The following is a 24,869-nucleotide window of genomic DNA, read 5'->3' as shown; positions in this document are numbered from 1 at the left end:
AAACAAAATGAAGATTGAACACATCGCAATTTGGACCAAACAACTCGAAGTACTGAAGCGATTTTATGAAGATTATTTCGGCGCGACATTGAACTCAAAATATCACAACCCAACTAAAGGGTTTTCTTCATACTTCCTCTCGTTTGATACGGGAAGTCGACTAGAGATTATGGAAATGGACTCTGTCCCTGAATCGAAAGACGACATCTATGACCAGTTCACAGGCTTCATTCACATGGCGATATCATTAGGTTCGGAACAGGCGGTCGATCAACTGACTCAACACTTGGTCGAAGACGGCTATGAGCGCTTAGATGGCCCAAGAAGAACAGGCGATGGCTATTATGAGAGCTGTGTACTCGATCCGGATGGTAATCGTTTGGAACTTACCGTTTAATGTAGAGACTTAATTGAGTTACTCATCTACTAACGGAACTGAGGTATGACAATGATGAAGCTTGCTGTGACTTTCCTTTTTAGTCTTGGGCTTATGGGATGTGCTACCTCAGAACCGGTGTATGAGCAGGAGGCGGACTCAAAGCCTGAACCATCACAACCCATAGGTTACCTCGGTTTTAAAGCTCACCAAGAGTGGGCGATTCAATTCAATGATTGCACGGTCTACGATTTAATCGGTGCACAACCTTACCAGTGGTTTGATCGCACTTCAGCCTCTGTGAGCTGTTATACGTTTAAGCCAAACGATGCCATCGAGCCTTTATCTGTCTATGCCGACGCAAACTTCGACAGCAATAAGCTAGCCCCGATTAACCTATTTCAAGAGCTGCAGGTATCAGAGTCTGGCTGGGGCAAGTTTCCTGCCGTCTATGAGACCAACGGTACCAATTGGCTGAAAGTCAAAGAGGGTTGGATTCACCTCACTTTAGCCGATCAGACACTCGTCCAGTTCTACCCGGGAACTCAAGACCTATCCGGCAAATCTCAGCATGATCAGTATTTTGAGCAGCATTGATCGTAATGCTGACTGTTGATTAGTCTGTAGTTCGATCAAAAAAGATCTTTTAACTATTGCTGAAACCGGTTTCAACCTGTATCTTTTCTTTTATTGAAATCGGTTTCAGAGTTGCAATGAGCTCTCTAATCCTGATCTTTTTCACGAATAACTTGTAGCGAGTAATGGTATGAATAACGAATTTCCGAACGATTTTTTATGGGGCGGTGCAGTAGCAGCGCATCAACTAGAAGGCGGCTGGGATGCGAATGGTAAAGGTGTCAGTGTTGTTGATGTATTAACAGCGGGCGCTCATGGTGTACAACGTCGAATCACCGATGGCGTGATTGATGGCGAAAACTATCCTAACCAAGTCGCAGTGGATTTCTACCATCGCTACAAAGAAGACATTAAGTTATTCGCTGAGATGGGCTTTAAGTGTTTCCGTACCAGTATCGCGTGGACGCGTATCTTCCCAAATGGCGATGAAGCTGAACCGTGTGAAGCGGGTTTAGCGTTTTACGATGATCTGTTTGACGAGCTGTTGAAATACGACATTCAGCCTGTGGTAACACTGAGCCACTTTGAAATGCCTTACCATCTAGCTAAGGAATATGGCGGCTGGATGAACCGCAAAGTGATCGACTTCTTCGTTAAGTATTCAACTGCAGTGATGGAACGATACCAACACAAAGTGAAATACTGGATGACGTTTAACGAGATCAACAACCAGATGAACACCTCGGCAGATATTTTCGGTTGGTTATGCTCAGGCGTGAAGTTTCCACAATGCGAAAAGCCGCAAGAGGCGATGTATCAAGCGGTTCACCATCAGTTTGTTGCAAGTGCTTTGGTGGTTAAGAAAGGTCACGAGATCAATCCAAATCTTCAAATTGGCGCAATGTGTGCGATGGTGCCTTTCTATCCTCGTTCTTCTAAACCGGAAGACATTATGGTGGCACAACAAGCGATGCGTGACCGTTACTTCTTCTCAGATGTGATGGTTCGCGGTCATTACCCAAATTACGCTACGCGTGACTGGGCAATCAAAGGCTTCAACATTGAGATGCAGCCTGAAGATGAGCAGATCCTAAAAGAAGGTAAGGCTGATTACTTAGGCTTTAGCTACTACATGTCGAATACCTTGGATTCTTCTTCTCACCAATCTACAGAAGAAGCGATGGACGGCGGTCATGAAAATTCGGTCGATAATCCGTTCATCCAGTCTAGCGATTGGGGCTGGCCAATTGATCCGACGGGTTTGCGTTTCTGTTTAGCGTCTCTGTATGAACGTTATGAAGTGCCATTGTTCATCGTTGAGAACGGTTTTGGCGCGGTTGATACCATTGAAGAAGATGGCAGCATTAATGACGATTACCGCATTGCTTACCTTGGCGACCACATCAAAGAGATGAAAAAAGCCGTTTCGATTGATGGTGTTGATTTGATGGGCTATACCCCTTGGGGCTGTATCGATTTAGTTTCGTTCACCACGGGCGAGATGAAAAAACGCTACGGATTCATTTACGTAGATAAGCACAACGATCAATCTGGCTCACTAGAACGCAAGCGCAAGAAGTCTTTCGAGTGGTATAAAGGTGTGATTGCATCTAACGGTGCCACTATTTAGAATGCATTCCCCAGCGCAGTTATGTGAACTGTGAGCTGTCATTTTGCAATGAATTAGTCGGCCTATGTCGGCTAATTTTTTATAAAGGAAAAGAAGCGAATGGTAACCATGCTTGATGTCGCAAACCGCGCAGGCGTATCTAAATCGACCGTTTCTCGTGTCTTAAATGGCAAGAACATCGTGCGCCCAGATGTGGTGAAAAAGGTATTTGATGCGATTCAAGAAACAGGTTATCGACCGAACTTGTTGGCTCAGCAATTGGCGACCAAGAAGACCAACTTCATCGGCTTTGTTATCACCAATGAGTTGTTCAATGGCCCTTACTTCTCTTCCTTGATGTATCACGCGGCTTCTTATAGCGAAAAGTCGAATCACCAACTGGTGATCACCGATGGCAAACACAGCGCTGAAGACGAAATAAAGGCGATCAACTTCCTGCTGGATATGAAGTGCGCGGGCATCATCCTCTATCCGCAATGCTTAACCGAATGTGAGATTGCAAAGGCCATCGACAGCACCGACACTCCGATTCTGGTACTCAACCGTGAAATGCCGTCGAAGCCCAATCATGCTATTACCACCGACCATTATCAGAGCGCTTGTTTGATGGTTGAACACATCATCGAGCAGGGTCATACCGATATTGCAGTGATTCGTGGTAAAGCCGGTTCTTCGACCGATGAGCTGCGTTACCAAGCCTATCAAGATGTGTTAACTAAACATGGTGTTGCATTGGATGAGTCCAACGTTGTTCAAGGTGATTGGACGATGGAGAGCGGTTATCACGCGGCTCAGGCTTTGGCAAAAAGCAGAACCACATTCACTGCTATCTTGTCTGAAAACGATGATATGGCGATTGGTGCGATTAAGGCGTTAACCGAACTTAGGTACTCATTGCCTCAAGATGTTTCGATCGTCGGCTTTGATAACAGCAAAGTGGGGGCGTTTTTAACGCCAAGCTTAACGTCTGTGAGTGTGCCATTAGAGCAAATGACGCAAAAGGCGATCCTGCAAATTGTCGGTGAAACAGAGCAAGCGACCACCATCAATACCACTGGTAGTTTGGTGTTACGTGATTCGATAGCGAAGCTAAATTAGCACTGTTCGAATTTCATATTTTACCTACAAAAAGTGACGAGCTGCGCATCTCTTAAACCAAGCTCAAACACTCCTTATTCACTGTTATTTAGATGTGCGATATTGCGTTTTTGGTCGATGAATTGACCACCATTAGTTAAGTAATGTGAAGCTAGATAAGTAATATGAAAATAGCTAATTGATGTGAGAACAGGTAAGTAACGTGAAAACAGAAAAACAAAAAATGCTAGCAGGTGAACCTTATCAGGCTTGGGATAAAGAGCTTTATGCAGCTCGTATCGAATGTCGCAAGGTGCTTCAAAAACTCAATAACAGTATTCCTGGCACATCTGAATGGGAAGCAGCAACGCAAGAGCTCATTCCGGACTGTGAAAATGCGCATTTAGAACCTCCATTTCGTTGTGACTACGGCTCGAACATCAAGCTAGGCAAGAACTTCTACGCTAACTTTAACTGCGTGATTTTGGATGTGGCTGAAGTGACTATTGGCGACAATGTGCTGCTTGGTCCGAACGTTCAAATCCTGACTGCAGGTCACCCACTCGATGTGAAAGGCCGTGTAGAAGAAGGCGTTGAGTTTGGCACACCGATTAATGTTGGCAACAATGTTTGGCTTGGCGGTGGTGTGATCATTTGCCCCGGTGTCACCATTGGCGAAAACAGCGTGATTGGCGCAGGCAGTGTGGTAACTAAAGACATCCCAGCCAATGTGGTTGCAGTCGGTAATCCATGTAAAGTGCTGAAAGCGATCGATAACGAGTAATAATCAGATTGAATTGATAAAGCCCGAACCTAGGTTCGGGCTTTGTTTTTTCTATTCTTGCTAGATGCTAGATGCTAGATGCTAGATGGAACAGCTTGTTGTGCTTGCTTCTTATCTAACGCACCACTGAATCGAGTCAGAACAAGAGCGATCAAAACGATCACAGCACCTACCCAAGGGGTGTTCATTAATCCAGATTTCGCGACAATCAAACCACCGCCCCATGAGCCTAATGCAATACCGACGTTGAAGGCTGCAATGTTCAACCCAGAAGCGACATCGACTGCATCTGGTGTGTATTTCTCAGCCAGTTTCACAACATACACTTGTAGCCCCGGAACGTTACCGAATGCGAATGCACCCCAAACCAAAATGGTAGCAACAGCTGCGTAAGGGTTTACTGCGGTAAAGTTGAATACCACCAGTACTGCGGCTAAACCAGAGAAGATAACGGTCAACGCTTTAATCGGGCCCATCTTGTCGGCCATTTTTCCGCCCCAGATGTTACCTACCGCCACTGACACACCGTAAACCAACATGATGAGACTGATAGAGCTCGAATCAAACCCTGATACATTTTCCAGTATTGGAGCAAGGAACGTAAACGCTGTGAACGTACCGCCATAACCTAGTGCTGTGATAGCGTAAACCAACAGTAAGCGTGGTTGAGTTAGAACCTTTAGTTGTGCCGAAATCTTCGCCGCAGGTGGTTGCTTAAGGTTGCTTGGAACCAAGATAGCACTACCGATAAGAGCAATAAGGCCAAGCAGAGCCACGATCAAGAAGGTCGCTTGCCAGCCAAAGGTTTGCCCGATATAAGTGCCCAGTGGTACGCCGGTTACCAATGCAACCGTTAAACCTGTAAACATGATCGCAATGGCACTGGCTGCTTTATCTTTTGAAACCAAACCTGTCGCGATGGTCGATCCAATCGAGAAGAACACGCCATGGGCAAGGCCAGTCAAAATTCGTGCGGCGATCAGCGTGTTATAACCCGGAGCTTGCCACGCCAATAAGTTACCAATGACAAACAATGCCATCACGGTCAGCAACACCGCCTTACGATTCCATTTGCCGGTTAATGCCGTTAATACTGGTGCGCCAATGGCAACGCCAAGCGCGTATAAACTGACTAATAGGCCTGCCGATGGCAGAGATACATTCAAGTCGCTCGCCATGGTAGGAATCAAGCCTACGATGACAAATTCTGTGGTTCCGATGGCAAAGGCGCTGAGCGTCAATGCAAGTAATGCTAATGGCATAATCATCTCTCTTACTGTTCTTTGTTAAATACCGAGCGCGATAAAATGGGGCAGCTTGTGACTGCAATAGGAGCGCTTCGTTTGATGGCGAGGATTATCTAGCAAAATATATTTGTGAAAAATGCCGCTATTCACAAATAACCTTTGTGAAATTTGCAATAATTAAAGAGTTAGCCGATCATTGGGTTAAGCTGATGAGATCGAAAAGACTCAGATGATTTGAGCTGTGATGAGCACAAGCGAGATGACATTAAACAAAATGAAGATAGCGAAGGAGCCTCATGTTAACCCGTTCAGATGATTTAGAAATGGTACTCACCGTTGTCGATGCTGGTGGTTTTTCTGCGGCGGCAGAGGCGCTGGATGTGCAGGTCGCCAAGGTGTCTCGTTCGGTGAGTAAGGTTGAGTCGCAACTCGGCGTCTCAATATTCAACCGAACAACGAGACGCGTGGAATTGACGGAGGAAGGACGGCAGTTTGTCGATTCAGTCAGGGTGGGATTACAGATGATTCAGAGCGCGGAAGAAGAAATCGTGTCGCGCGGAGAGTTGCCAAAAGGTCGTTTAAGAGTCGATGCCGCCAGTCCATTCGTATTCCATCAGCTAGTGCCGTTGGTGCAGTCATTCAAAGAGGCTTACCCAGACATTGAGTTGGAACTCACTTCCAACGAAGGCTTCGTTGATCTTCTCGAAAAGAGAACTGATGTTGCGATTCGAATCGGTAAGCTGTCCGATTCAACACTGCACGCTCGACCGTTAGGTAAAAGCTTACTCCATATTGTGGCGTCACCTGATTATCTCGCTAAGCGTGGGCTACCCACCAAACCTGAAGATTTGAGTTCGCATCAAATTGTGGGATTTGCGGGTAACAAAGTGCTTAACCATTGGCCTTTACCAAACCAAAGTGATGTCGCGCCTACTGTGACAGCCAGTAATGGTGAAACCGTGCGTCAACTAGTCTTAGCTGGAAATGGGATTGCTTGTTTATCGGGGTTTATGGTGCAGGAAGATATGGCAGCAGGGCGTCTAATCCCTATCTTGGAACAAGACAAACTTGCCAACACAGACCGAGAGCGAGTGAATGCGGTTTATTACAAGTCGTCCTCTGTCTCTAAACGTATCTCGGCGTTTATTGACTTTATTCTGCCCCGTTTGAAGCTCTAACTAAGGCAGCTGACGATATCCGCATAAATGAAAAAGCCCCGCTGACGTGCAGCGGGGCTTCCAAATCGAACTCGATAGCTTGTCAGTGTGCTTTCTAGTAACAGACTACAGAAACTGTACTTAAGCGATCTTAGTCATCTCGTTAAGTGTAAATGACGTAACACTGCCTTCGGTTGCTGCCATGTATTCAGCAAGGTGAGTATTACCCATGTGTGTTTGCCAAAGTTCACGTGATGTCCAGTTTTCGTAGAAAGTGAAATGTGCTGGGTTTTCATTGTCTTGGTGAAGGTCGTAGTTGATGCAGCCTTCTTCAGCGCGAGTAATATCAATCAGTTTTAGCAGCTCTGCTTTAACCAATTCAATTTTGTCTTCGTTAGCGACGATGTTTGCGACGATAGTTAGTTGAGTCATGTTCGTACCTATATTATTTTTCACCGAAATGGTGATTTGTCTGTGTTTACAGTGCCACTCTTTGTTCATTGAGCTGCAGTCTGTGTCGATGGATAAATAATAGTGGGAATATTTGAAACGATAAACAGTGCTACATTTGAATTATTGTCAAAAAATAATTGATAATAACTTGGGTATTATGTGCTACTAGGCGTAGGTGAGGAGTATTTAGAAGCCGCCCGCCCACGCATCAAAATCGTCAATGTTGTCGAGCTCTTCTTTAGTTCTTGGGGCTGGGTAATAAGGCAGAGCCAATCTTTGAGTGGAAGGTTGCAGTTCCCAATCGGGTGTAATCTTGAGTCGGGTTAATTCATCGTTGAGGTGCACAGACATATAGTAGCCATCGGCATGGGTATTGGCGTAACTCGCGATTGTGGCGATATCTCCAGAAGGTAATTTTACGTCTCGACCCAGTGGATAGAGCTGGTGCAATGCGAAACTCACTTTGGGATCTTCAAGTTTGCCTTGCTTAAAGCGTTCTAATCCGATGGCGGTTGAAGTGGTGCGCGGCTTCCACCCTGTGAGGAACAATCCACTCAAGTTATCTTGGAACGGCTTACCCTTTCGATTGCCTTCATTGGTAATGAATTGAACCGTCAATGTATCTCCCGATTCTTGCAGAATATCTAAAAACTGTTCACCAGTGCGATCGACCAAAAGCTTCATAAGACATAAACACCATTAAGAATGAAATACGATAAAGGGTACTACTATAAGGAAGGCTTGTGTAGAGACGATAAAGGTTATGCAGCGTGAACAATGTTTTCGGTGTTGATCCTTACATGTCCCTTAGATGAACAACAGCTTTAGCGCTTACGTAAGTAATGCGTTTGCACAATCTCATATAAGTAAGTCGACACGCCTGTTAGTGTGAAATCAAGCGGTGAAACTAGATCTCCAAACAATGGTGAAGCATCACCCAGACCGAATAGAGCTCACCATTGACATGGTCGAAAAGCCGCTGAGTTTATACTGTTTGGCACTCACCCAACTTAAGTGATTTGTGGGCCAATTTACCGACCTTTAAATTTATACTGGATAATTACCTATAAATTTCAGGCTTTAGCAGTAATAATCAATGAATAGATCGGAATAGCTTGTTCATTGAAAAGCTGTACGGAAAGTTTCTAAAGACGCCATCGTGAAAAGGAAGTCAGATACATGCCTGTGCTCCAACGCATCAGTTTAACGTTAATCTTAATCGCCGTTTTAGGTGGGTGTTCTTCACTTCCTGAAGGCATCGATCATCCAACAGAACCGCCAACCTCTCCTGCACCTAGTTCTTTATCGGTTCTAACCAATGAATTTCAGCCTGAAGCTTTAGAGCAAGGCACCACTGCGGTTCGTCTGCAAGAGTCTGGTTGGGATGCCTTGGCACAGCGATTAGCGCTGGTCGAAAGTGCCGAGCACACCATCGACATTCAATATTACATCTGGAACTCTGACGAATCGGGCAGCTATCTCGCTAGCCGTTTATTAGCAGCGGCCGAGCGCGGTGTGAAGGTTCGCGTAATGCTGGATGATATCAACCTCAACGAACGTGAAGGGTTGCTGTCGGCACTGGATGCACACCCGAACGTCGAGATTCGTATCTTCAATCCAACACCAACACGCCGCGGTTTCAGTAAATGGCTGAGCTTTGTCGGCGACTTTTCTCGTTTAAATCGCCGTATGCACAATAAGTCGTTTACCGTCGATGGTACTTTGTCTGTGGTGGGTGGACGTAATATTGGTGATGAATACTTCGACCTTTCTGATGAAATCAATTTCCGAGACCGCGATGTATTAGTCATGGGCTCGGTAGTTAACACCATCCAAACCAGTTTTGTTGAATACTGGAACAGCCGTTGGTCTTACCCTGTCGATATGCTGGGTGATGACGAGCAACCTGATCTCTCGAAGATAGATAATATTGTCGTTCCGCATTATCAAAATTACCCGGAATTGCCACTAGATCGTAAGGCTGCTGATAGTTTGCTGAAAGAGGTGATTGGTGAGATGGCATGGGTGAATGCGCGTTTTGTTTACGATCAGCCTGTTCCTGATGATTCAGACAATACCGATGAACCGAAAGCGACCGCGATTCTTCTAGGGAAATTAGCGAGCGAATCGAAACAAGAGATCTTGCTGGAATCCGCTTACCTTGTATTCGATGATGGTCAGCTTGAAGAGTGGCAGGTATTGAACAACAAGGGCGTTGAGATAAAAGCGCTAACTAACTCTATGGCGTCTAATGATCTGGTGACTAATCATTCTGCTTATGCAGGCAGACGTTACGACATGTTGGAGCATGGCATCGATCTGTTTGAGCTAAAACCAGAATCTAAGCTGTGTGAAGCATCGACTCAAGACGTGTCTAAATGTGCGCCTGAGACGGCCTATGGTTTGCACGCTAAATCAGTTGTATTCGACCGCAGCATCGCAAGCATTGGCTCATTTAACTTCAACTTGCGTTCTACCTACCTCAATACGGAATCGGTTTTGATCATCGAGAACAAAGAGATTGCTGAAATGTTAGCTGGCACCATTGAGCAAGCGATGAGTGAAGATAATAGCTGGCGCTTGGAACTGGAAGACGGTGATGTGTATTGGTATTCAGGCGATCAACGTTGGGACAGCGAACCTGACACTGGTCAATGGGAACGAATGCAATCAGGTTTCCTACAGTTGTTACCGATTGAGAAATATCTGTAAGCTAGCCGCCTCCGGATAAATAAAAATGTCAGCGTATATTACGCTGACATTTTTGTTTGTACTGCTGTTTGCTGCTAGCTCTAATCGCTTAACGGCTTAACGGCTTAACGGCTTAACGGCTTAACGGCTTAACGGCTTAACGCTTGGTCAGCTGCTTGCTGTTTAAGTAAGGCAGGATATGTGGGCGAGATTCACCAGAGAGTTTCTGTGTGATCTGCTGTGACCAACTGCTCTGCTTTTGGTTGCTTGAACGGCTTGCGTAGTAGCTTTGCATCGAATCATCGTAGCTGGCAATTTCATCTAGGCTCAGCGGTTGGTATTGGTTTTCGTGCATTACTACGTGAGCAGGGAGGCGAGGTTTCACCTCTGGTTGTTGTGCCGGGTGACCTAAGCACATTCCGAACAACACGGCGGTGTGCTGTGGCAGTTCTAACAGTTCATCGACTTGTTGTGCGCTGTTACGCAACCCGCCAATGTAAACGCCACCCAAACCTAGAGACTCAGCAGCCAGCATGCAGTTTTGCGCCATGATGCCAGAATCGACCGCGCCAATCAGGGTCAGTTCAGTAAAGTCGGTTTTCACTTCAGGGTTAATTTGAGCGTGGCGTTGATAGTCGATACAGAACACCAAAAACTCAGCCGCGTTCTCCACGTAAGCTTGATTGCCTGCGTATTCAGCTAGCAACTTGCGCTTCTCTGTGTCTGTCACTCTCACGATAGAAACAGCCTGCAGTAAGCTCGATGATGAAGCCGCGAGACCAGCCTGAATAATCACATCAAGTTGTGCTTTTTCAATCGGTTGATTTGTATATTGACGAATGGAGCGGTGCCCCAGAATAGTTTCAATCGTGCTGTTCATAACTCTCAGACAGTCCTTGTGATGATGGCGTAGAGAATCACAATAACGACAATTACCATGAGCGTAAAGAGTGTTTGAGCCTTTCTGGTTGACATATTTCAGCAGCGCCAGCCCAGTTTTTGAGATTCTATTTATAATCGATTAATGCCAGCTGCTATGCCGCTGGCATTTTATTATTGAGTGAAACTTGCTTCGAAATAGGCACTAAATGCTCAGAACTGTCGGATAAAATAGGGCATACTGGACTGAATGTATAAACCCAAGAAAGTAACCACGCGCATGAATCTAATCTGCCTCAACGACCCTTTTTCTCTTCCTAATGGTCAAGTGATCAAAAATCGCCTGTTCAAATCGGCAATGAGTGAACAGCTAGGTGATAAACACCATAACCCTAAGCAAGGTTTAGTCACGCTCTATCAGCGTTGGGCTCGAGGAGGAATTGGCCTATCCATGACGGGTAACGTGATGGTCGATAGAGGCGCGCTTGGTGAGCCTAAAAACGTTGTGTTAGATGAGCACAGTGACTTAACCGTATTTCGTGAGTGGGCGAGTGCCGGAACACAGAATGGTTCGCAGATATGGATGCAACTGAATCACCCAGGTAAGCAAATTCCTAAATTCTTATGCGATAGCCCGGTTGCCCCTTCAGCTATCTCTTTAGAGCGCGGATTAGAGAAAGGCTTTAATACGCCACGAGCTCTGACTGAAAAAGAAATAATCGCGATTATTGATAAGTTCGCGCTGAGCGCAAAGCTTGCAAAACAAGCGGGTTTTACTGGTGTCCAGATTCACGGTGCTCATGGTTATCTTGTCAGTCAGTTTTTGTCTTCGAGACACAATCAACGCCAAGACAAATGGGGTGGCTCACTCGAAAACAGACTTCGTTTTGTGCTTGAGGTTTATCGCGCGATTCGAAAAGAGGTCGGTGAAGATTTCCCTGTCGGAATTAAGCTTAACAGCGCCGACTTCATGAAAGGTGGCTTCACTGAAGAAGAGTCAATGCAGGTTGTGCAAACATTGAGTGATAACGGTATCGACCTGATTGAGATCTCCGGTGGCACCTATGAAAGTCCATCAATGATGGGTTCAAAGAGCAAAGCTGAATCAATCAAGTCCAGCACAGTAAAACGTGAAGCGTATTTTATGGATTACATGGTTAAGGCGAGAAAACTCGTCAGCACTCCGCTGGTGGTCACGGGTGGTTTTCGAACCGCGCAAGCAATGAATGACGCATTAAACACCTCGGCGACCGATTTTATTGGCATTGCGCGCACAATGGCGGTTGATCCTGATTTCCCTAACAAGTTAATTGAAAACCCTAGTTACGGCATGCCGCTAACGGTGCCAACCACAGGAAAACCTGCATTAGACAAGGTGGCGATGGTCGGGCTGGTTTGGTATGAACATCAGATGTGGCGCATTGCCTCTGGCAAGAAAGCCGACCCAAAACTAAGCGCACTCGGTGTGGTGGTAAAAACAATTCTCAGCGCTGGCTGGCACGCTTTCAAAAAGCGCAGAGTGTAAGCAGTCATGGATTGATAAAGCAGAACTTTGAGGAATTGAAGTTCTGCTTTTTTGTTTGGTCAGCGAGTTTAGCCTGGTCATCGAGCGCAAATAGAAAGGTAAGACGTTATCGGGATTACAGGTTCTCTTAATGCGTATGCATCATGCTAGGCTCTGTTTTTTGACAGATATGAGGAATATACAGCTTAAGGTAAGACTCGGTCAGTCGGATTGCTTCGTTGGCAAGTTCTGGTGTGATGCAGCCATGTTGTCGATAAGATAACGAGTATATTTTATCTGCGACTTGCAATGAGATAGCGAAGACATTGATGGATTGTGGTAACTGAGGAACATCAAAAAACTGTCGATAAATCGTTTCTACTTCTTTACCAAGAATTAAGTCATTCTCGGTGTCTGCATGTCCTAGCTCAGTGAATGTATGACGACCTAGAATTAACTTTTTAGCAATCGGGTGATTGTTGTAATAATTAACATACGCTGTTTCAATCATGCGATTGATGTCAGTCCAATGATTAACATGCTCGTAATCTATACATTTACCGAGCAGAGAGTCGAAATCAGTAAAAACGTCATCTAATAGATTATGAAATAAGTTCTCTATGTTTGGATAGTGGTGATAAACCGTAGATGTTGCCATTCCACACTCTTTGGCAACATCGTACATTGAAATATCAGTAGCTTCACGGCGTTCCATTAGTTGCACAACAGCATCATGAATTCGAATTAACTTTTCTTCGGTTGTTACTTTGCGCATCTAATGATCCTCATTTTTATTTGGAACACAAAAAACATAAAGGGCTTTCAAGAAAAGTTCCAATCGGAATATCGAAACTTAGACTTTATTACCCTTTATTTATATAAAGCATTATAACCCAATATTAAGCATTAATATGTGTCCCCGTTTTTCCTTCTATGATCTCTAATGCACTAGACAGGTCACCAATGTATCCATGCTGTTTTGTTTTTTCTACAAATTGACAACATGCGTCGACCTTCGGCCCCATAGAACCGGCTGGGAAAGTGTACTTTTTCATTTGTTCAACTGACACGTTCTCAAGCTTCTCTTCCTTTGGGGTTCCCCAATCTAAACAAACATGAGAGCCGTCAGTGAGGATCAGTAAATGTTCTGCGCCGATTTCTTCTGCGATAAGAGCAGCTGTCATGTCTTTGTCGATTACCGCTTCAAAACCCACATAAGCGCCATCTTTTTCGACGACTGGAGCGCCACCGCCACCGCCACAAATAATTAGGTGCTCTTTCTCTAGCAAGTCTTTGATGGCTTTTATTTCTAGCACTTCTTTTGGTGAAGGTGATGGCACCACGCGACGCCAGTGTGCACCGTCAGGTTTCACAACCCATTGGTTGGCTTCTGCGAGTTGTTTGGCTTGTTCTTCTGTATAGATAGGGCCAATAAATTTGGCTGGGTCGGCAATCGCAGGATCATTGTCGTCGATAACAATGCGAGTTAGAATCGTGGTCGTAAAGCGGTCTTTAATTGCAGCATTTAGCCCCTGCTGGATAAGGTAACCAATCATCCCTTGAGTCTCGGCACCAAGCACATCAAACGGATAAGGAGGGCAATCTTTATAAGCATTGTTCTGTAATGAGAGTAGGCCGACTTGAGGGCCATTTCCGTGCACAACCACTAAACGGTAGTCTTTGCTGAGTTCAGCCAAAGAGCTGGCGGTTTGCGCGATGCTCTTTTTTTGGTTTTCGCAACTCATTACTTCACCACGCTGTAGTAAAGCATTCCCACCGACAGCAACAACAATAATAGGCTTCGACATGTTTAACTCTCCAAATAATATTTTGCTCAGGGCAAATAAGTTAGTTTGAATTGTATTTAAATAATGCAGGTGTCGTGGGGATAGAAATCACAATTCGATTTGTGATCAATATTTGATGTTTTTAGTCGCCTATATGTCACAGAAAGCCTTAATTCCCCCTAGATTAACTAGATATGTGATCTTGGTTTTGAAATGGAAAATGTATTTATTAATCGAATGGTTATTGACCAAAATCAAGTATTCCGACTTTTAGCATTATAAATCTAATATTTGTTGGGTTTATTTTATTTTTACCCCGAACTCGTTTATGTAAAACCGATATTCAATTCTCATCCCAGTTCACTTCATCGCTTTGCCGTTTAATTAATCCCGAATTAGAGATTAAGGAGCTAAGAGATGAGTAACGAAACGCAAGGAAAAATGGGGGTTACGGGAATTGCACTCTTTACACTGTGTGCAGTTTTGGTGGTCGACACATTAACCGCGTCAGCCAGTATTGGTGTCAGTGCCATTGGTTGGTGGGTGTTAATGCTGGTCTTCTTTGTCATTCCATATGGCTTAATTACTTCCGAACTGAGTACCACCTACCCAGGTGAAGGTGGGATTTACGATTGGGTAAAACAAGCCTTCAATTTTAAATGGGCAGTCAGAACAACGTGGTTTTACTGGATTAACGTTGGTTTATGGATGCCTGCGGTATATATCATGTTTGCAGGGATGTTTGCCGAACTCTTCATGCCAGATCTGTCTTTATGGGGACAAATCGCCATTTGTATATTACTGACGTGGCTAACGGTTTTGATTTGTAATGTGTCTGCCGACATCGGTGTGTGGGTCACCAATATTGGCGCAATATTAAAAATTGTCGTGATCAGTACATTGGGTGTGGGCGGCTTTATCTATGCAATGAAAAACGGCGTTGCCAACGAATTTACGTTGCCCGCAATGATGCCTTCATTGGATTCTGCGGTCTCTTTCTTACCCGCGATTGTGTTCAACCTAATGGGTTTTGAACTGGTTGCGACCATGACTAAAGAAATGAAAGACGTTCGTGATATGCCTAAGGCTGTCTTCCTCTCTATCGGTATCACCGCTTTCTTATACATCTTCGGTACGGTAGGCATTTTGATGGCGCTACCTGTCGAAAGCATTGGCTTGGTGTCTGGCCTTATCGACACATTTAGAACACTTTTCGGCACTGGTGTGGTTGGTACAGCGATGGTGTACATCTTCGGTACTTTCGCTTTGTTAACGCTTATCGGCAACATGGTGAGTTGGACAATGGGCGCTAGCCGAGCTGCTGCTGAAGCCGCTCAAGAAGGTGAGCTTCCAGCCCCAGTCGCGAAAGTGTCTGAGAAAGGCTCTCCAGTTGGCGCAAACAACATCACAGGCACAGTATCAACGGTCGTTATCCTGTCTTACGCGCTGTTTGCTCAGGGTAATGATGATCTGTTCTGGTCGATATTTGCCTTCTCTAGCTGCATTTTCTTACTTCCTTACCTGTTCATGTTCCCTGCATACCTAAAGCTTCGAGTGGTTGATGGTCAACGTGAACGCCCATTCAAAGTTCCGGGTGGCATGGCGGCTCAATGGGTCATGTCGATTGTTTGTTTCTTGGTCGTCCTTCAAGCCGTGATCTTATTCATTTTCCCTGAGGCCCTTGATCTAACTGTTGCTGATTGGGGATACACAGGACCTGTTTTGATTGGCGTGATTGCCACCATCCTTGCTGGTGAATGGATTCTTCTAGGTGCTCTAAAACGCAAGAAGCAGCAAGGTTCAGGCGATGACGACACGACCGAGACACAAGATAAAAAAGAAGCTCAAGCATAATTTAGGGGACATAACGATGAAAAAACTGATTGAGACTACTCCAAAACATGATGGCTTCAGAATGCCAGGGGAACACGAGCCACACAGCGAAATTTGGATGGCTTGGCCAGAACGTACTGACAACTGGCGCAATGGGGCAAAACCAGCGCAAGCGGTGTTTGCAGACGTTGCTACCAAGATCAGCCATACAACACCAGTCACCATGCTTGCGAGTTCAGACCAATACGATAACGCAGTATCTCGCTTACCAGAGGACATTCGAGTGTTGGAAATCTCGACTGATGACTCTTGGATGCGTGATATCGGTGCGACTTATGTTGTTGATGACAGCGGTGAACGCCGAGGTGTGGATTGGGAATTCAATGCATGGGGCGGATTTGTTGATGGTTTGTATTCACCTTGGAATCGCGACAACCAAGTTGCTCAAAAGATGTGTGAAACCATTCGTGACTCTCGATACCGCGCTCCAATCGTACTAGAAGGCGGCTCAATTCACGTCGATGGCGAAGGCACGCTCTACACAACAGAAGAGTGCTTATTACACGAAAGCCGCAACCCAGATATGAGCAAAGAAGAGCTGACAGAAGTACTTTGTGAACACCTCAATGTTGAGAAAGTGATCTGGCTGCCTCGTGGCTTGTACAACGATGAAACCAATGGCCACGTGGACAACATCCTTCACGTCGTGAAGCCGGGTGAAGTCGTTCTGACGTGGTGCGATGACAAGAATGATCCTCAATATGAGATCAGCAAAGAAGCCTATGACTACATCACCAGTCAAACCGATGCCAAAGGCCGTCAAATCAAGGTACACAAGCTGCCGATGCCAGGCCCTCTTTTCATGACCGAGGAAGAAGCGGCAGGTATCGATATCGCAGACGGAATGGAGCGAGAAGCGGGTGAGCGTTTAGCGGCGTCGTATGCCAATTACCTGATTACCAATAACCAAATTGTGTTGCCGTTGCTCGATCAACGCTACGACAACGATGTTATCGGGATCTTGGAAGGCATTTATCCAGGCTACGAAGTGAATGGCGTTCCGGCTCGAGAAATTTTGTTAGGTGGCGGCAACATCCACTGCATCACCCAACAAGTGCCAAGAGTTTAGTTACAGCGATAAACCTAATAACAACTAAAGACTGAGAGCAGTCGTTAATACCAATATTTAACCCCAAACGTAGCGGTTCTTGAAAGTGATGGCAGGTATTCAAAATCAAATTGCCATGAAAGTGAACTTGAAAGAGCCGCGCACAAAATTATGAAAAATAGGAACTTATTATGAAATTACCTTCTTCTAGCGCAACTGAACTAAACAAAGCAAACCTAGAGCACATGGTTTCCATGAAAGATTTCTCTGTAGAAGAGATGGACAACATGATGGAGCTCATGACTCATCTGAAACAGGCGCGCAAAGACAACGCAATTCCACCTCTGTTCAAAGGCAAGTCAGTTGGGATGATCTTTGAAGCGGGCTCTACTCGTACACGTGTTTCTTTCGAGGTGGCAGCAACATTACTGGGTGGTCATGCGCTATTCCTATCACCAAAAGACATTCACTTAGGTGGTAAAGAGTCGATTGATGATACTTCTCGAGTGTTGTCACGTATGTGCGACATCATCATGGCTCGTACTAATAGCCCTGAAACACTAGATGGCCTACTTGAAATGTCGACAGTGCCTGTGATCAACGGCCTTGATACGCGTTTCCACCCAACTCAAATGCTTGCGGATCTCTACACGATCAGAGAACACATCACTGATGGACGTAAGTTGTCTGATCTCACCTTGGCATTCATGGGTGACGCGACAGATGTGTGCCGTTCACTGATGCTGACTTGTGCTAAGTACGGTATGGGCTTCAAACAAATTGGTCCTAAGAAATACCACATGGAGCAAGAGTGGATCGACATGGCGCTCAACTTCTGTGAAGAGTCTGGTGGCACGATTGAAATTACTGATGATGTAGAACGCATCAGTGATTGTGATGTTGTGTACGGCGATAGCTTCTACTGGGTGACGCAAATGGATGAGAAGGAAGAGCGCCTTGCGGCATTCATGCCTAACTATGTTATCACAGAAGAGCTAATGGCTAAGGCTCGTCCGGGCGCAATGTTGCTGCATTGCCTACCTGCGAATGACAAAGAAGAAGTGACTCGCGGCGCACTAGAAAGCGAATACTCAGTGGCGTTCGATGAAGCAGAAAATCGACTCACTGCTCAGATGGCGATTTTAGTGTACTTCACACATAAAGATGCGGTTATCCCAACACAAGAAACCGTTAAGCATCATGAAGAAAAAATCGACAGCTTCTTAAGTACTCTGTAGGGGTTAATTGTGGGGGCGTAAAAACCTCCACTGTGTTGCTCGAATTAAGCTGAACCAGTATTTATCACGATTTATTGGTTCGGCTATTTTTGTACCTTTTATTTTGAAATGTCGGTAAACACGCAGCTGATTGGCTATATCTGACATCAATACTCGAATAGGAGATGTATCGACATGAGTGCCGATATTATTAAAGTTTCAAGAAACACTGAAGATGCACCGCTGAGCCCTTTCTCAACACAATCGGTGGCATTCTCACACTACAATAACCTTTCTGCTCAACTACCGATTGACCCTAAAACAGGCAGCTTGATCTCAGGCTCTTTGGAAGTTCAAACCAAGCAGTGCTTACTAAACATTCAAGCGATTGTGGAGAGCATTGGACACCGCATGCACGACGTTGTGAGGGTAAATATATACTTGAAGAACATTGCGGATATCGATGCGGTTAACGAAATCTATGCGTCGTTTTTCCAACACTATGTTCCCACATGCACGACACTCGCTGTAGCCGATTTGCCGCTCGAAGGTGCTTACTTGCAAATGGATGCGGTGATCTCTAATGGTGAAGGAACCTACCCTCAAGCGGCTTGTGAGTTAGTTAAAATTGCAAGAAACACCCAACACGTACCAGTCAGTTCTCTATCAACTCAAACGGTGGCTTTCTCTCACTATAATCACATTTCAGCCCAGTTACCGATTGACCCGCAATCGGGCAGCATCGTTGCTGGTGGAGCAAAAGAGCACGCGATTCAATGCCTCAAAAACATCAAATCGATACTGGAAAATGTAGATGTTCCGCTTGATGACATCGTGAAAGTGAATATCCATGTGAGAAGCCTTGATGACCTTGCAGCAGTCAATGAAGTGTATACCACCTTCTTCCCGGACTCCGCGATTGCGAGGGCTGTCGGCTACATGCCTGCGCGCTCGGTGACGGTGGTTGAAGGCCTTGCAATGGGAGCGTTAGTACAGATGGATGCGACCGTGTCACACGGTGATGGGACTCCGCCGCAAGCGGTTGAAGACCGACATGGGATTGTAATTAATGCGAACAATACCAAAGCTGCGCCAATAAGCCCGCTTTCAACGCAAACTGTCGCCTTTTCACACTACAACAATATCTCCGCTCAATTACCGATGGATCCAAGAGTTGGAGCGATTGTTGCGAATGGCGCAAAAGAGCAGGCGATGCAGTGCCTGAATAACATTAAAGAAGTGATTGAGAGCGCTGGTCATGTCATGGATGACATCGTGAAGTTGAATATCCAATTAAGAGACATGGCAGATCTAGATGTGCTTAATGACGTTTGCACGCACTACTTTGACGGTCCATTACCAGCACGTACAGTTATTGGTGTGTCTGATATCCCTATGGGCGCCTTGGTGCAAATTGATGCGATTGCTTCCAATGGTGAAGGTACTCCACCTAGCCTTTAAGCTTTCTATTTAGCTTTTTAAACAACGAGGGTTGGCCGTGAGGTTAGCCCTCGTTTTACGTTTGTTCCAATACCAACATGAGTATTGGTTATAGTGTCCATAAGTGGAAAATCAGAGTAGACCAACTAGGATGAATTGAATTAAACCCTACAATTAATTCAACAACATGGTAGTTGCTATGAAGAAAATAACTCTTTTATCCGTCGCGATCTTATCCAGCCTCTCTTTCTCATCTTTTGCTAAGGATTGTGATCCCAATTTGCTGCCGTCATGGAAGGATAGTGAGAGCAAATCCGCTATCGTCGACTTTGTTGGGCAAGCCACCCAAGCTGAATCTGATACCTTCGTTGCGATCCAAGATCGTATTGCTGTATTTGATAACGACGGCACGCTTTGGTCTGAAAAGCCATACTATTTCCAATTGGCTTTCGCGTTAGATCGAATCAAAGAGATGGCGCTTGAACACCCTGAATGGAAAACGGAAGCACCGTTTAAGTTCGTGCTTGAAGGTGACATCAAGAGTGTTCTAGGGAGCGGCGAAGAAGGTTTATTGAAAATTATCATGGCGACACACTCTGGTATGACAGTCGAACAATACCAAAAAGATGTTAAGCAATGGCTAGCTGCAGCGAAAGACGAACGCTTCAACAAAGCCTATACCGATCTGACTTACCAGCCAATGAAAGAGATGCTGACTTACCTTCAAGAGCATGACTTCAAGACTTACATCGTGTCGGGTGGCGGTGTTGACTTCATGAGAGTGTGGGCTCCTGATGCTTACAATATCCCGTCAGAACAGATCATCGGTAGCGCACTTAAATACAACTACAGCTACAACGACGGTAATCCGACCGTTACCAAAGATTCGTCCATTTTGACCATTGATGACAAAGCCGGAAAGGTCAGCAATATTCAGCATATTATCGGTAAGAAGCCGATTCTAGCAGTAGGTAACTCAGACGGCGATCAAGCCATGATGCAGTGGGCAAGCAGTCAACCAAACTCAATGGCGATGATTGTTCATCACACCGATGCCGAGCGCGAGTGGAAGTATGATCGTGAGTCCCATGTGGGTAAGCTTGATAAAGCACTCGACGAAGCGAACTCCAGAGATGATTGGACGTTAATCGACATGAAATCCGATTGGTGTGAGGTGTATTAACCCACACAAACATTCGGACAAAACAGCAAAGGCTCGGATGGTTCATTCGAGCCTTTTGCTAAATAGCGAAGACTTCGTCTCATTTTCAGCAAGATCGTACTATAAATTTTTAACGCATGACGCTTTAATCGGGATAGTCAGAAATTAAAGGAATAAAAAATGAAAACGATCGGTTTGCTTGGTGGTATGAGTTGGGAATCGACCATGAGCTATTACAAATCCATTAACGAAGGTGTTAAAGCGACGCTGGGAGGGTTGAACTCTGCAAAGATTTGTATGTATAGCGTGAACTTCGATGAGATTGAAAAGTTACAACACCAAGGCCGTTGGGCTGAGACTGCCGATATTTTAGCTGACGCGGCATTATCTGTTGAGAAAGGTGGCGCAGACTTCATCTTAATTTGTACCAATACCATGCATAAAGTCGTGCCTGAAATCGAACAGAAGATCACGGCTCCTATCTTACATATCGCTGATACTACCGCGCAAAAGCTGCTAGAACAGGGCGTAAAGAAAGTCGGGTTACTCGGCACCGCTTTCACGATGGAACAAGATTTCTATAAAGGGCGCCTGACTAACAAGTTCGGTATCGATGTGGTGATTCCTGATGAGAGTGACCGAGAGAAAGTCCACAACATCATTTATCAAGAGCTGTGTCGAGGCCAAGTAAAAGAAGAATCTCGAGATGTATACCGTCAAATCATTGAGAAGCTAGGCCAACAAGGTGCAGAAGCCGTTATTCTGGGCTGTACTGAAATCGCCCTCCTGATTCAGCAGCAACACACTGATGTTCCCTTGTTTGATACCACAGCCATTCATGCAGAAGCGGCTGTACGTTTGGCGACGAGTGACTAACTTCTAGTTCTTATTCTTAGTTCCATAGCTGTCCTATTTTCGCTCTTGTACGATTTTCATTCGTTGAAGTGAAAGTTTTTTGTACAAAAGCAGGTCGTTAGTTAAAGAAGCGATGCTTTGTTCATTAACCAAGGCCTTATCGGTAGGTAAGGTTTTAGTTAATGACTGAGGTATCCGCGCTTTTAAGCACTATGCTTTAGTCATGACCGAAAGAGGATTTATTATGAAATGGCTTATCTTATCTGTAACGCTGTTATTCGTGGCAGGATGCCAATCGACGGGGTCTCAAGAAGCACAAGTCGGTGACGACATGAATCGAGTTCATACCCAAGGGTGCAGCAGCTAATCTTCTTTTGTGGAAACACATTTTCAGCTGCTCCGGTAGAGAGTTACCCCTACAAAGCCTTGTGTTGTCACAAGGCTTTTATTTTATACAAAATCTAAAAAATGATTCGACTATATCGCGAATTATCAATGAATACTGGTGTTGATAAACTCTGTTTTATTAAAGCACGCTCTCGTGCTTATAGACCGGAGAAACCAATATGAATTACGAGGGAAAAGTATATCGTCCATGGACAGAGGCGAAGAGCATTCTGATTCAAACCACTTTAGGTTGCAGTATCAACACGTGCACGTTCTGTAATATGTTCAGCGATAAGCGATTTAAGGTTCGCGACATTGAAGACGTGTATAAAGATATTGAAGAAGCGCGCCTAATATACCCTTACGTTGAATCGATTTTCCTTATTGATGGCAACGTGATGGCGGCTCGTACGGATTATCTGCTTAAGGTCTTGGATAAGCTTCGTCACACCTTTCCTGAAAGTAGAAAAATATCACTCTATAGCGGTTTGAATGATTTCCGTCGGAAGAGCTTGAGTGAGCTTAAGGAGCTGAAAAGTGCAGGGTTGAGCATGGCGTATGCGGGTCTTGAGTCTGGTGATCCTGTTGTGCTCGATAATATCAAAAAGCGTATGACACCAGAGCAAGCGATTGAGGGCATGGCACTGGCAAAAGAGGCAGGTATCGAAACTCTATTGTCGTTTATTTTTGGACTCGGCGGTCGTGAGCGTTCCCGCGAGCACATTGTCGAGACAACAAGGTTGCTGAATATCATGAAACCTGAGCAGATAGCGCCAATGGCGTTAGCAATACAACCAGGAACGATTTTGGAGCAGCAAGTTAATGACGGTACGTTCATCATGCCGACTCAACTTCAGATCTTAGAAGAGGAAAAATACTTACTCGAAAACCTCAATATCGATACTTTCTATTGGGGTGACCACGGTAACAACATCGTGACTCAGAAAGGCTTCCTACTTGATTCTAGAGAGCAGTTCTTAGCCAAGGTGAATCATGCGATCACATCTAATCCAATGGCGAAGGATAGCGTGATTCAAACTTTTGCCTGGTAGATAACTGATAGCTGAAAGGTCTCATTCAAAATTTAGACCTGTTCGCTGGATTCAAATCCAACAAGATAAAAGTAGTGCTTACGAGAATTCATGATTCTCGTGAGCCTATATCGTTACTGAGACAATTCAATTTAACACCCTCGATTTTGTAGGGGGATGTTGTAAATTTGTGAATCTAAATTGTCTATATTCTACGCTGTGTACTGGATCTCATTTGTCATTTGAATCCCTTGCTAAGGTTAATAATGAATGCGTAATACCAATCACTTTACTCAACTTAAGAGGTTTCTATGCTAGGTGAAAATCATTCTCTTGTTCACGAATTTCCTGAAATGAAAGATAAAATTGCTGAGCTTGTTAAAACTGACGATGGCTTTGCAGCAGACATGAAGACGTACGACAACCTTGATAAAGAGATTCGTAAGCTTGAGCTGAAAGATTCACCCATTGATGACGGCTCGATGCACCAACTGAAACATGATCGTTCTGTACTGAAAGATGCACTGCATGCACGTTTAACTGGCTAGTGAGTTGGTAATTTTGCTGACTAGCTAAATGGCGAATTGCAGACTTAGACAAAAAAACTCCTTCGGGAGTTTTTTTTCGTTTTGGCTCAATCACTTCTTCACAATTCAACTGAGTTAATACGTTGTATTATTATGTGAATGACGCATAATGAGGGTTACTGGTACGCGATTTTTAAGATTTTATTGGTAATCTCATGAATATTGAACACCTCAAATTGTTTGTTCGTTTAGCTTCCACACATAACATCAGCATGGCTGGGCAAGAGCTTGGTTTGTCTCCTGCTGTTGCAAGCTCGCACATCAGTAAACTGGAAGACAATTTAGGCGTTCGCTTGGTCCACCGAACCACTCGTAAGGTCTCTTTAACCGAAGAGGGGGAAGCATTCTTACCTCATGCTGAAGAAGTGTTATCGAGCGTGGATGCTGCCAAATCGGCGGTCGGTGTGGGTTGTGATTCTCCAACCGGAACGTTGCGAGTTACCGCATCTGCGTCTTTTGGACGTTTGCATCTTGTTCCTGCCTTACCTGGATTCTTAGAGCGCTACTCTGGGTTAAAAGTCGATCTCAGGCTATCAGATTCGATGGTGGATGTTGTTGAGGGTGGCTTTGATATCGCGATTCGTATCTCGGAGCTGAAAGACTCGACACTGATTGCCCGAAAACTTGCGACAGACAAGCGTATTGTGTGTGCATCGCCTGATTACTTAATCAAATATGGTAAGCCAGCCAAACCTCGAGATCTTAACGATCATCAATGTATTAGCTTAATTGGTTTAGAAAACTGGACCTTCAATACTGAAAGCGGGCCTAAGACGATTAAGGCATCTGGGTCGTTCAGGGCAGATAACGGGGAAGCACTGCGTGACGCAGCCTCAGGTGGTATGGGGATCACGGTGACATCGAATTGGTGTGCCTATGAACAACTGAAAAGCGGTCAGCTGGTTCAAATATTAGAAGATTACCCATTAACATCAGAGCCTGCAATTTGGGCTGTGTACCCAAGCACAAGGTTACTTGCACCAAAGGTGAGAGCCTTCATTGACTACTTCTCTGAATATTATGGTAATCCGCCGTATTGGGAACAAAAGTAGAATCAGATAGATTTAACGAAAAAGCCCTACGTGACT

General features: G+C 44.9%; 24 protein-coding genes. 18 read left to right on the top strand and 6 right to left on the bottom strand.

The window, feature by feature from the left end; genetic code table 11:
• Nucleotides 1–7: 7 nt before the first annotated feature.
• The 5 genes from AB4493_RS00350 (at nt 8) to AB4493_RS00330 (ending at nt 4,443) form a co-directional block, all read left to right on the top strand.
• Complete coding sequence (locus AB4493_RS00350; protein WP_017064032.1) at nt 8–397, top strand: VOC family protein; 390 nt, start codon at nt 8–10, stop codon at nt 395–397.
• A gap of 51 nt (nt 398–448) precedes the next feature.
• On the top strand, nt 449–973 hold the full coding sequence (locus AB4493_RS00345; RefSeq protein WP_136973666.1) for a hypothetical protein: 525 nt from the start codon (nt 449–451) through the stop codon (nt 971–973).
• Between the two features lie 169 nt (nt 974–1,142).
• Nucleotides 1,143–2,582, top strand: coding sequence for a 6-phospho-beta-glucosidase (locus AB4493_RS00340; RefSeq protein WP_372154351.1), 1,440 nt, complete (start codon nt 1,143–1,145; stop codon nt 2,580–2,582).
• 99 nt (nt 2,583–2,681) lie between these two features.
• The gene (locus AB4493_RS00335) at nt 2,682–3,680 is read left to right on the top strand and encodes a LacI family DNA-binding transcriptional regulator (RefSeq protein ID WP_372154350.1); all 999 of its coding nucleotides are present in this window, start codon (nt 2,682–2,684) and stop codon (nt 3,678–3,680) included.
• A 202-nt stretch (nt 3,681–3,882) separates the two neighbouring features.
• The gene (locus tag AB4493_RS00330) at nt 3,883–4,443 is read left to right on the top strand and encodes a sugar O-acetyltransferase (protein WP_017064028.1); all 561 of its coding nucleotides are present in this window, start codon (nt 3,883–3,885) and stop codon (nt 4,441–4,443) included.
• Between the two features lie 74 nt (nt 4,444–4,517).
• Here the strand turns inward: AB4493_RS00330 and AB4493_RS00325 are convergent, their stop codons facing one another.
• The gene (locus tag AB4493_RS00325) at nt 4,518–5,705 is read right to left on the bottom strand and encodes an MFS transporter (RefSeq protein ID WP_017062388.1); all 1,188 of its coding nucleotides are present in this window, start codon (nt 5,703–5,705) and stop codon (nt 4,518–4,520) included.
• A gap of 281 nt (nt 5,706–5,986) precedes the next feature.
• Here AB4493_RS00325 and AB4493_RS00320 point away from each other — a divergent pair, with 281 nt between their 5' ends.
• Nucleotides 5,987–6,868, top strand: coding sequence for a LysR family transcriptional regulator (locus tag AB4493_RS00320; protein WP_108092186.1), 882 nt, complete (start codon nt 5,987–5,989; stop codon nt 6,866–6,868).
• Nucleotides 6,869–6,988: 120 nt separating this feature from the next.
• Here AB4493_RS00320 and AB4493_RS00315 read toward each other — a convergent pair whose 3' ends face one another.
• A complete protein-coding gene (locus AB4493_RS00315) occupies nt 6,989–7,279 on the bottom strand; it encodes a putative quinol monooxygenase (protein ID WP_017062386.1) in 291 nt (96 codons plus the stop codon).
• 207 nt (nt 7,280–7,486) lie between these two features.
• Nucleotides 7,487–7,984 (bottom strand): hypothetical protein, encoded by a 498-nt coding sequence (locus AB4493_RS00310; RefSeq protein WP_372154349.1) that lies wholly within the window; start codon nt 7,982–7,984, stop codon nt 7,487–7,489.
• Nucleotides 7,985–8,479: 495 nt separating this feature from the next.
• On the opposite strand from AB4493_RS00310, the gene AB4493_RS00305 reads away from it, so the two are divergent.
• Nucleotides 8,480–10,012: a phospholipase D family protein gene (locus AB4493_RS00305; RefSeq protein ID WP_372154348.1), complete on the top strand. Its 1,533-nt coding sequence runs from the start codon at nt 8,480–8,482 to the stop codon at nt 10,010–10,012.
• Nucleotides 10,013–10,148: 136 nt separating this feature from the next.
• Here the strand turns inward: AB4493_RS00305 and nfsA are convergent, their stop codons facing one another.
• Nucleotides 10,149–10,871: an oxygen-insensitive NADPH nitroreductase gene (gene nfsA, locus AB4493_RS00300; protein WP_017060948.1), complete on the bottom strand. Its 723-nt coding sequence runs from the start codon at nt 10,869–10,871 to the stop codon at nt 10,149–10,151.
• A 279-nt stretch (nt 10,872–11,150) separates the two neighbouring features.
• Between nfsA and AB4493_RS00295 the strand changes: the two genes are divergently transcribed.
• Nucleotides 11,151–12,395: an NADH:flavin oxidoreductase/NADH oxidase family protein gene (locus tag AB4493_RS00295; protein ID WP_372154347.1), complete on the top strand. Its 1,245-nt coding sequence runs from the start codon at nt 11,151–11,153 to the stop codon at nt 12,393–12,395.
• Nucleotides 12,396–12,522: 127 nt separating this feature from the next.
• On the opposite strand, the gene AB4493_RS00290 is transcribed toward AB4493_RS00295, so the two are convergent.
• Nucleotides 12,523–13,149, bottom strand: coding sequence for a TetR/AcrR family transcriptional regulator (locus AB4493_RS00290; RefSeq protein ID WP_004732262.1), 627 nt, complete (start codon nt 13,147–13,149; stop codon nt 12,523–12,525).
• Nucleotides 13,150–13,273: 124 nt separating this feature from the next.
• Complete coding sequence (gene arcC, locus AB4493_RS00285; protein ID WP_372154346.1) at nt 13,274–14,182, bottom strand: carbamate kinase; 909 nt, start codon at nt 14,180–14,182, stop codon at nt 13,274–13,276.
• A 396-nt stretch (nt 14,183–14,578) separates the two neighbouring features.
• Between arcC and AB4493_RS00280 the strand changes: the two genes are divergently transcribed.
• The 10 genes from AB4493_RS00280 to AB4493_RS00235 all read left to right on the top strand — a co-directional run bounded on the left by AB4493_RS00280 (nt 14,579) and on the right by AB4493_RS00235 (nt 24,833).
• The gene (locus tag AB4493_RS00280; RefSeq protein ID WP_017078523.1) at nt 14,579–16,015 is read left to right on the top strand and encodes an APC family permease; all 1,437 of its coding nucleotides are present in this window, start codon (nt 14,579–14,581) and stop codon (nt 16,013–16,015) included.
• A gap of 16 nt (nt 16,016–16,031) precedes the next feature.
• A complete protein-coding gene (gene aguA / locus AB4493_RS00275) occupies nt 16,032–17,123 on the top strand; it encodes an agmatine deiminase (protein WP_017078524.1) in 1,092 nt (363 codons plus the stop codon).
• 170 nt (nt 17,124–17,293) lie between these two features.
• On the top strand, nt 17,294–18,340 hold the full coding sequence (argF, locus tag AB4493_RS00270) for an ornithine carbamoyltransferase (protein ID WP_372154345.1): 1,047 nt from the start codon (nt 17,294–17,296) through the stop codon (nt 18,338–18,340).
• A gap of 174 nt (nt 18,341–18,514) precedes the next feature.
• The gene (locus AB4493_RS00265; RefSeq protein WP_372154344.1) at nt 18,515–19,780 is read left to right on the top strand and encodes a RidA family protein; all 1,266 of its coding nucleotides are present in this window, start codon (nt 18,515–18,517) and stop codon (nt 19,778–19,780) included.
• Nucleotides 19,781–19,958: 178 nt separating this feature from the next.
• The gene (locus tag AB4493_RS00260) at nt 19,959–20,942 is read left to right on the top strand and encodes an HAD family hydrolase (protein ID WP_372154343.1); all 984 of its coding nucleotides are present in this window, start codon (nt 19,959–19,961) and stop codon (nt 20,940–20,942) included.
• A 159-nt stretch (nt 20,943–21,101) separates the two neighbouring features.
• A complete protein-coding gene (locus tag AB4493_RS00255) occupies nt 21,102–21,797 on the top strand; it encodes an aspartate/glutamate racemase family protein (protein ID WP_108209326.1) in 696 nt (231 codons plus the stop codon).
• 223 nt (nt 21,798–22,020) lie between these two features.
• On the top strand, nt 22,021–22,143 hold the full coding sequence (locus tag AB4493_RS00250; protein ID WP_258182976.1) for a hypothetical protein: 123 nt from the start codon (nt 22,021–22,023) through the stop codon (nt 22,141–22,143).
• 199 nt (nt 22,144–22,342) lie between these two features.
• A complete protein-coding gene (locus tag AB4493_RS00245) occupies nt 22,343–23,215 on the top strand; it encodes a radical SAM protein (protein WP_372154342.1) in 873 nt (290 codons plus the stop codon).
• Nucleotides 23,216–23,505: 290 nt separating this feature from the next.
• Nucleotides 23,506–23,742, top strand: coding sequence for a YdcH family protein (locus tag AB4493_RS00240; protein ID WP_017067743.1), 237 nt, complete (start codon nt 23,506–23,508; stop codon nt 23,740–23,742).
• A gap of 194 nt (nt 23,743–23,936) precedes the next feature.
• Complete coding sequence (locus tag AB4493_RS00235) at nt 23,937–24,833, top strand: LysR family transcriptional regulator (RefSeq protein ID WP_102320698.1); 897 nt, start codon at nt 23,937–23,939, stop codon at nt 24,831–24,833.
• The last annotated feature ends 36 nt before the right edge of the window (nt 24,834–24,869 follow it).

Origin of the sequence: Vibrio sp. 10N.222.55.A1 (assembly GCF_041473835.1) — a bacterium.
In the GTDB taxonomy this organism is placed as follows: Bacteria; Pseudomonadota; Gammaproteobacteria; order Enterobacterales; family Vibrionaceae; genus Vibrio; species Vibrio crassostreae_C.
Note: the sequence above shows the minus strand (reverse complement) of the source record. Positions and strands in the feature narration are given on the sequence as shown.

What these genes read in the sequence shown, in the direction of transcription:
- AB4493_RS00325 (WP_017062388.1), bottom strand. Translation starts at nt 5,705, where the DNA reads ATGCCATTAGCATTACTTGCATTGACGCTCAGCGCCTTTGCCATCGGA.
- aguA (WP_017078524.1), top strand. Translation starts at nt 16,032, where the DNA reads ATGAAAAAACTGATTGAGACTACTCCAAAACATGATGGCTTCAGAATG.
- AB4493_RS00315 (WP_017062386.1), bottom strand. Translation starts at nt 7,279, where the DNA reads ATGACTCAACTAACTATCGTCGCAAACATCGTCGCTAACGAAGACAAA.
- AB4493_RS00340 (WP_372154351.1), top strand. Translation starts at nt 1,143, where the DNA reads ATGAATAACGAATTTCCGAACGATTTTTTATGGGGCGGTGCAGTAGCA.
- AB4493_RS00250 (WP_258182976.1), top strand. Translation starts at nt 22,021, where the DNA reads ATGAAATGGCTTATCTTATCTGTAACGCTGTTATTCGTGGCAGGATGC.
- AB4493_RS00265 (WP_372154344.1), top strand. Translation starts at nt 18,515, where the DNA reads ATGAGTGCCGATATTATTAAAGTTTCAAGAAACACTGAAGATGCACCG.
- AB4493_RS00350 (WP_017064032.1), top strand. Translation starts at nt 8, where the DNA reads ATGAAGATTGAACACATCGCAATTTGGACCAAACAACTCGAAGTACTG.
- AB4493_RS00235 (WP_102320698.1), top strand. Translation starts at nt 23,937, where the DNA reads ATGAATATTGAACACCTCAAATTGTTTGTTCGTTTAGCTTCCACACAT.
- AB4493_RS00245 (WP_372154342.1), top strand. Translation starts at nt 22,343, where the DNA reads ATGAATTACGAGGGAAAAGTATATCGTCCATGGACAGAGGCGAAGAGC.
- AB4493_RS00295 (WP_372154347.1), top strand. Translation starts at nt 11,151, where the DNA reads ATGAATCTAATCTGCCTCAACGACCCTTTTTCTCTTCCTAATGGTCAA.
- AB4493_RS00240 (WP_017067743.1), top strand. Translation starts at nt 23,506, where the DNA reads ATGCTAGGTGAAAATCATTCTCTTGTTCACGAATTTCCTGAAATGAAA.
- AB4493_RS00320 (WP_108092186.1), top strand. Translation starts at nt 5,987, where the DNA reads ATGTTAACCCGTTCAGATGATTTAGAAATGGTACTCACCGTTGTCGAT.
- AB4493_RS00345 (WP_136973666.1), top strand. Translation starts at nt 449, where the DNA reads ATGATGAAGCTTGCTGTGACTTTCCTTTTTAGTCTTGGGCTTATGGGA.
- AB4493_RS00280 (WP_017078523.1), top strand. Translation starts at nt 14,579, where the DNA reads ATGAGTAACGAAACGCAAGGAAAAATGGGGGTTACGGGAATTGCACTC.
- AB4493_RS00335 (WP_372154350.1), top strand. Translation starts at nt 2,682, where the DNA reads ATGGTAACCATGCTTGATGTCGCAAACCGCGCAGGCGTATCTAAATCG.
- arcC (WP_372154346.1), bottom strand. Translation starts at nt 14,182, where the DNA reads ATGTCGAAGCCTATTATTGTTGTTGCTGTCGGTGGGAATGCTTTACTA.
- argF (WP_372154345.1), top strand. Translation starts at nt 17,294, where the DNA reads ATGAAATTACCTTCTTCTAGCGCAACTGAACTAAACAAAGCAAACCTA.
- AB4493_RS00305 (WP_372154348.1), top strand. Translation starts at nt 8,480, where the DNA reads ATGCCTGTGCTCCAACGCATCAGTTTAACGTTAATCTTAATCGCCGTT.
- AB4493_RS00290 (WP_004732262.1), bottom strand. Translation starts at nt 13,149, where the DNA reads ATGCGCAAAGTAACAACCGAAGAAAAGTTAATTCGAATTCATGATGCT.
- AB4493_RS00310 (WP_372154349.1), bottom strand. Translation starts at nt 7,984, where the DNA reads ATGAAGCTTTTGGTCGATCGCACTGGTGAACAGTTTTTAGATATTCTG.
- nfsA (WP_017060948.1), bottom strand. Translation starts at nt 10,871, where the DNA reads ATGAACAGCACGATTGAAACTATTCTGGGGCACCGCTCCATTCGTCAA.
- AB4493_RS00260 (WP_372154343.1), top strand. Translation starts at nt 19,959, where the DNA reads ATGAAGAAAATAACTCTTTTATCCGTCGCGATCTTATCCAGCCTCTCT.
- AB4493_RS00255 (WP_108209326.1), top strand. Translation starts at nt 21,102, where the DNA reads ATGAAAACGATCGGTTTGCTTGGTGGTATGAGTTGGGAATCGACCATG.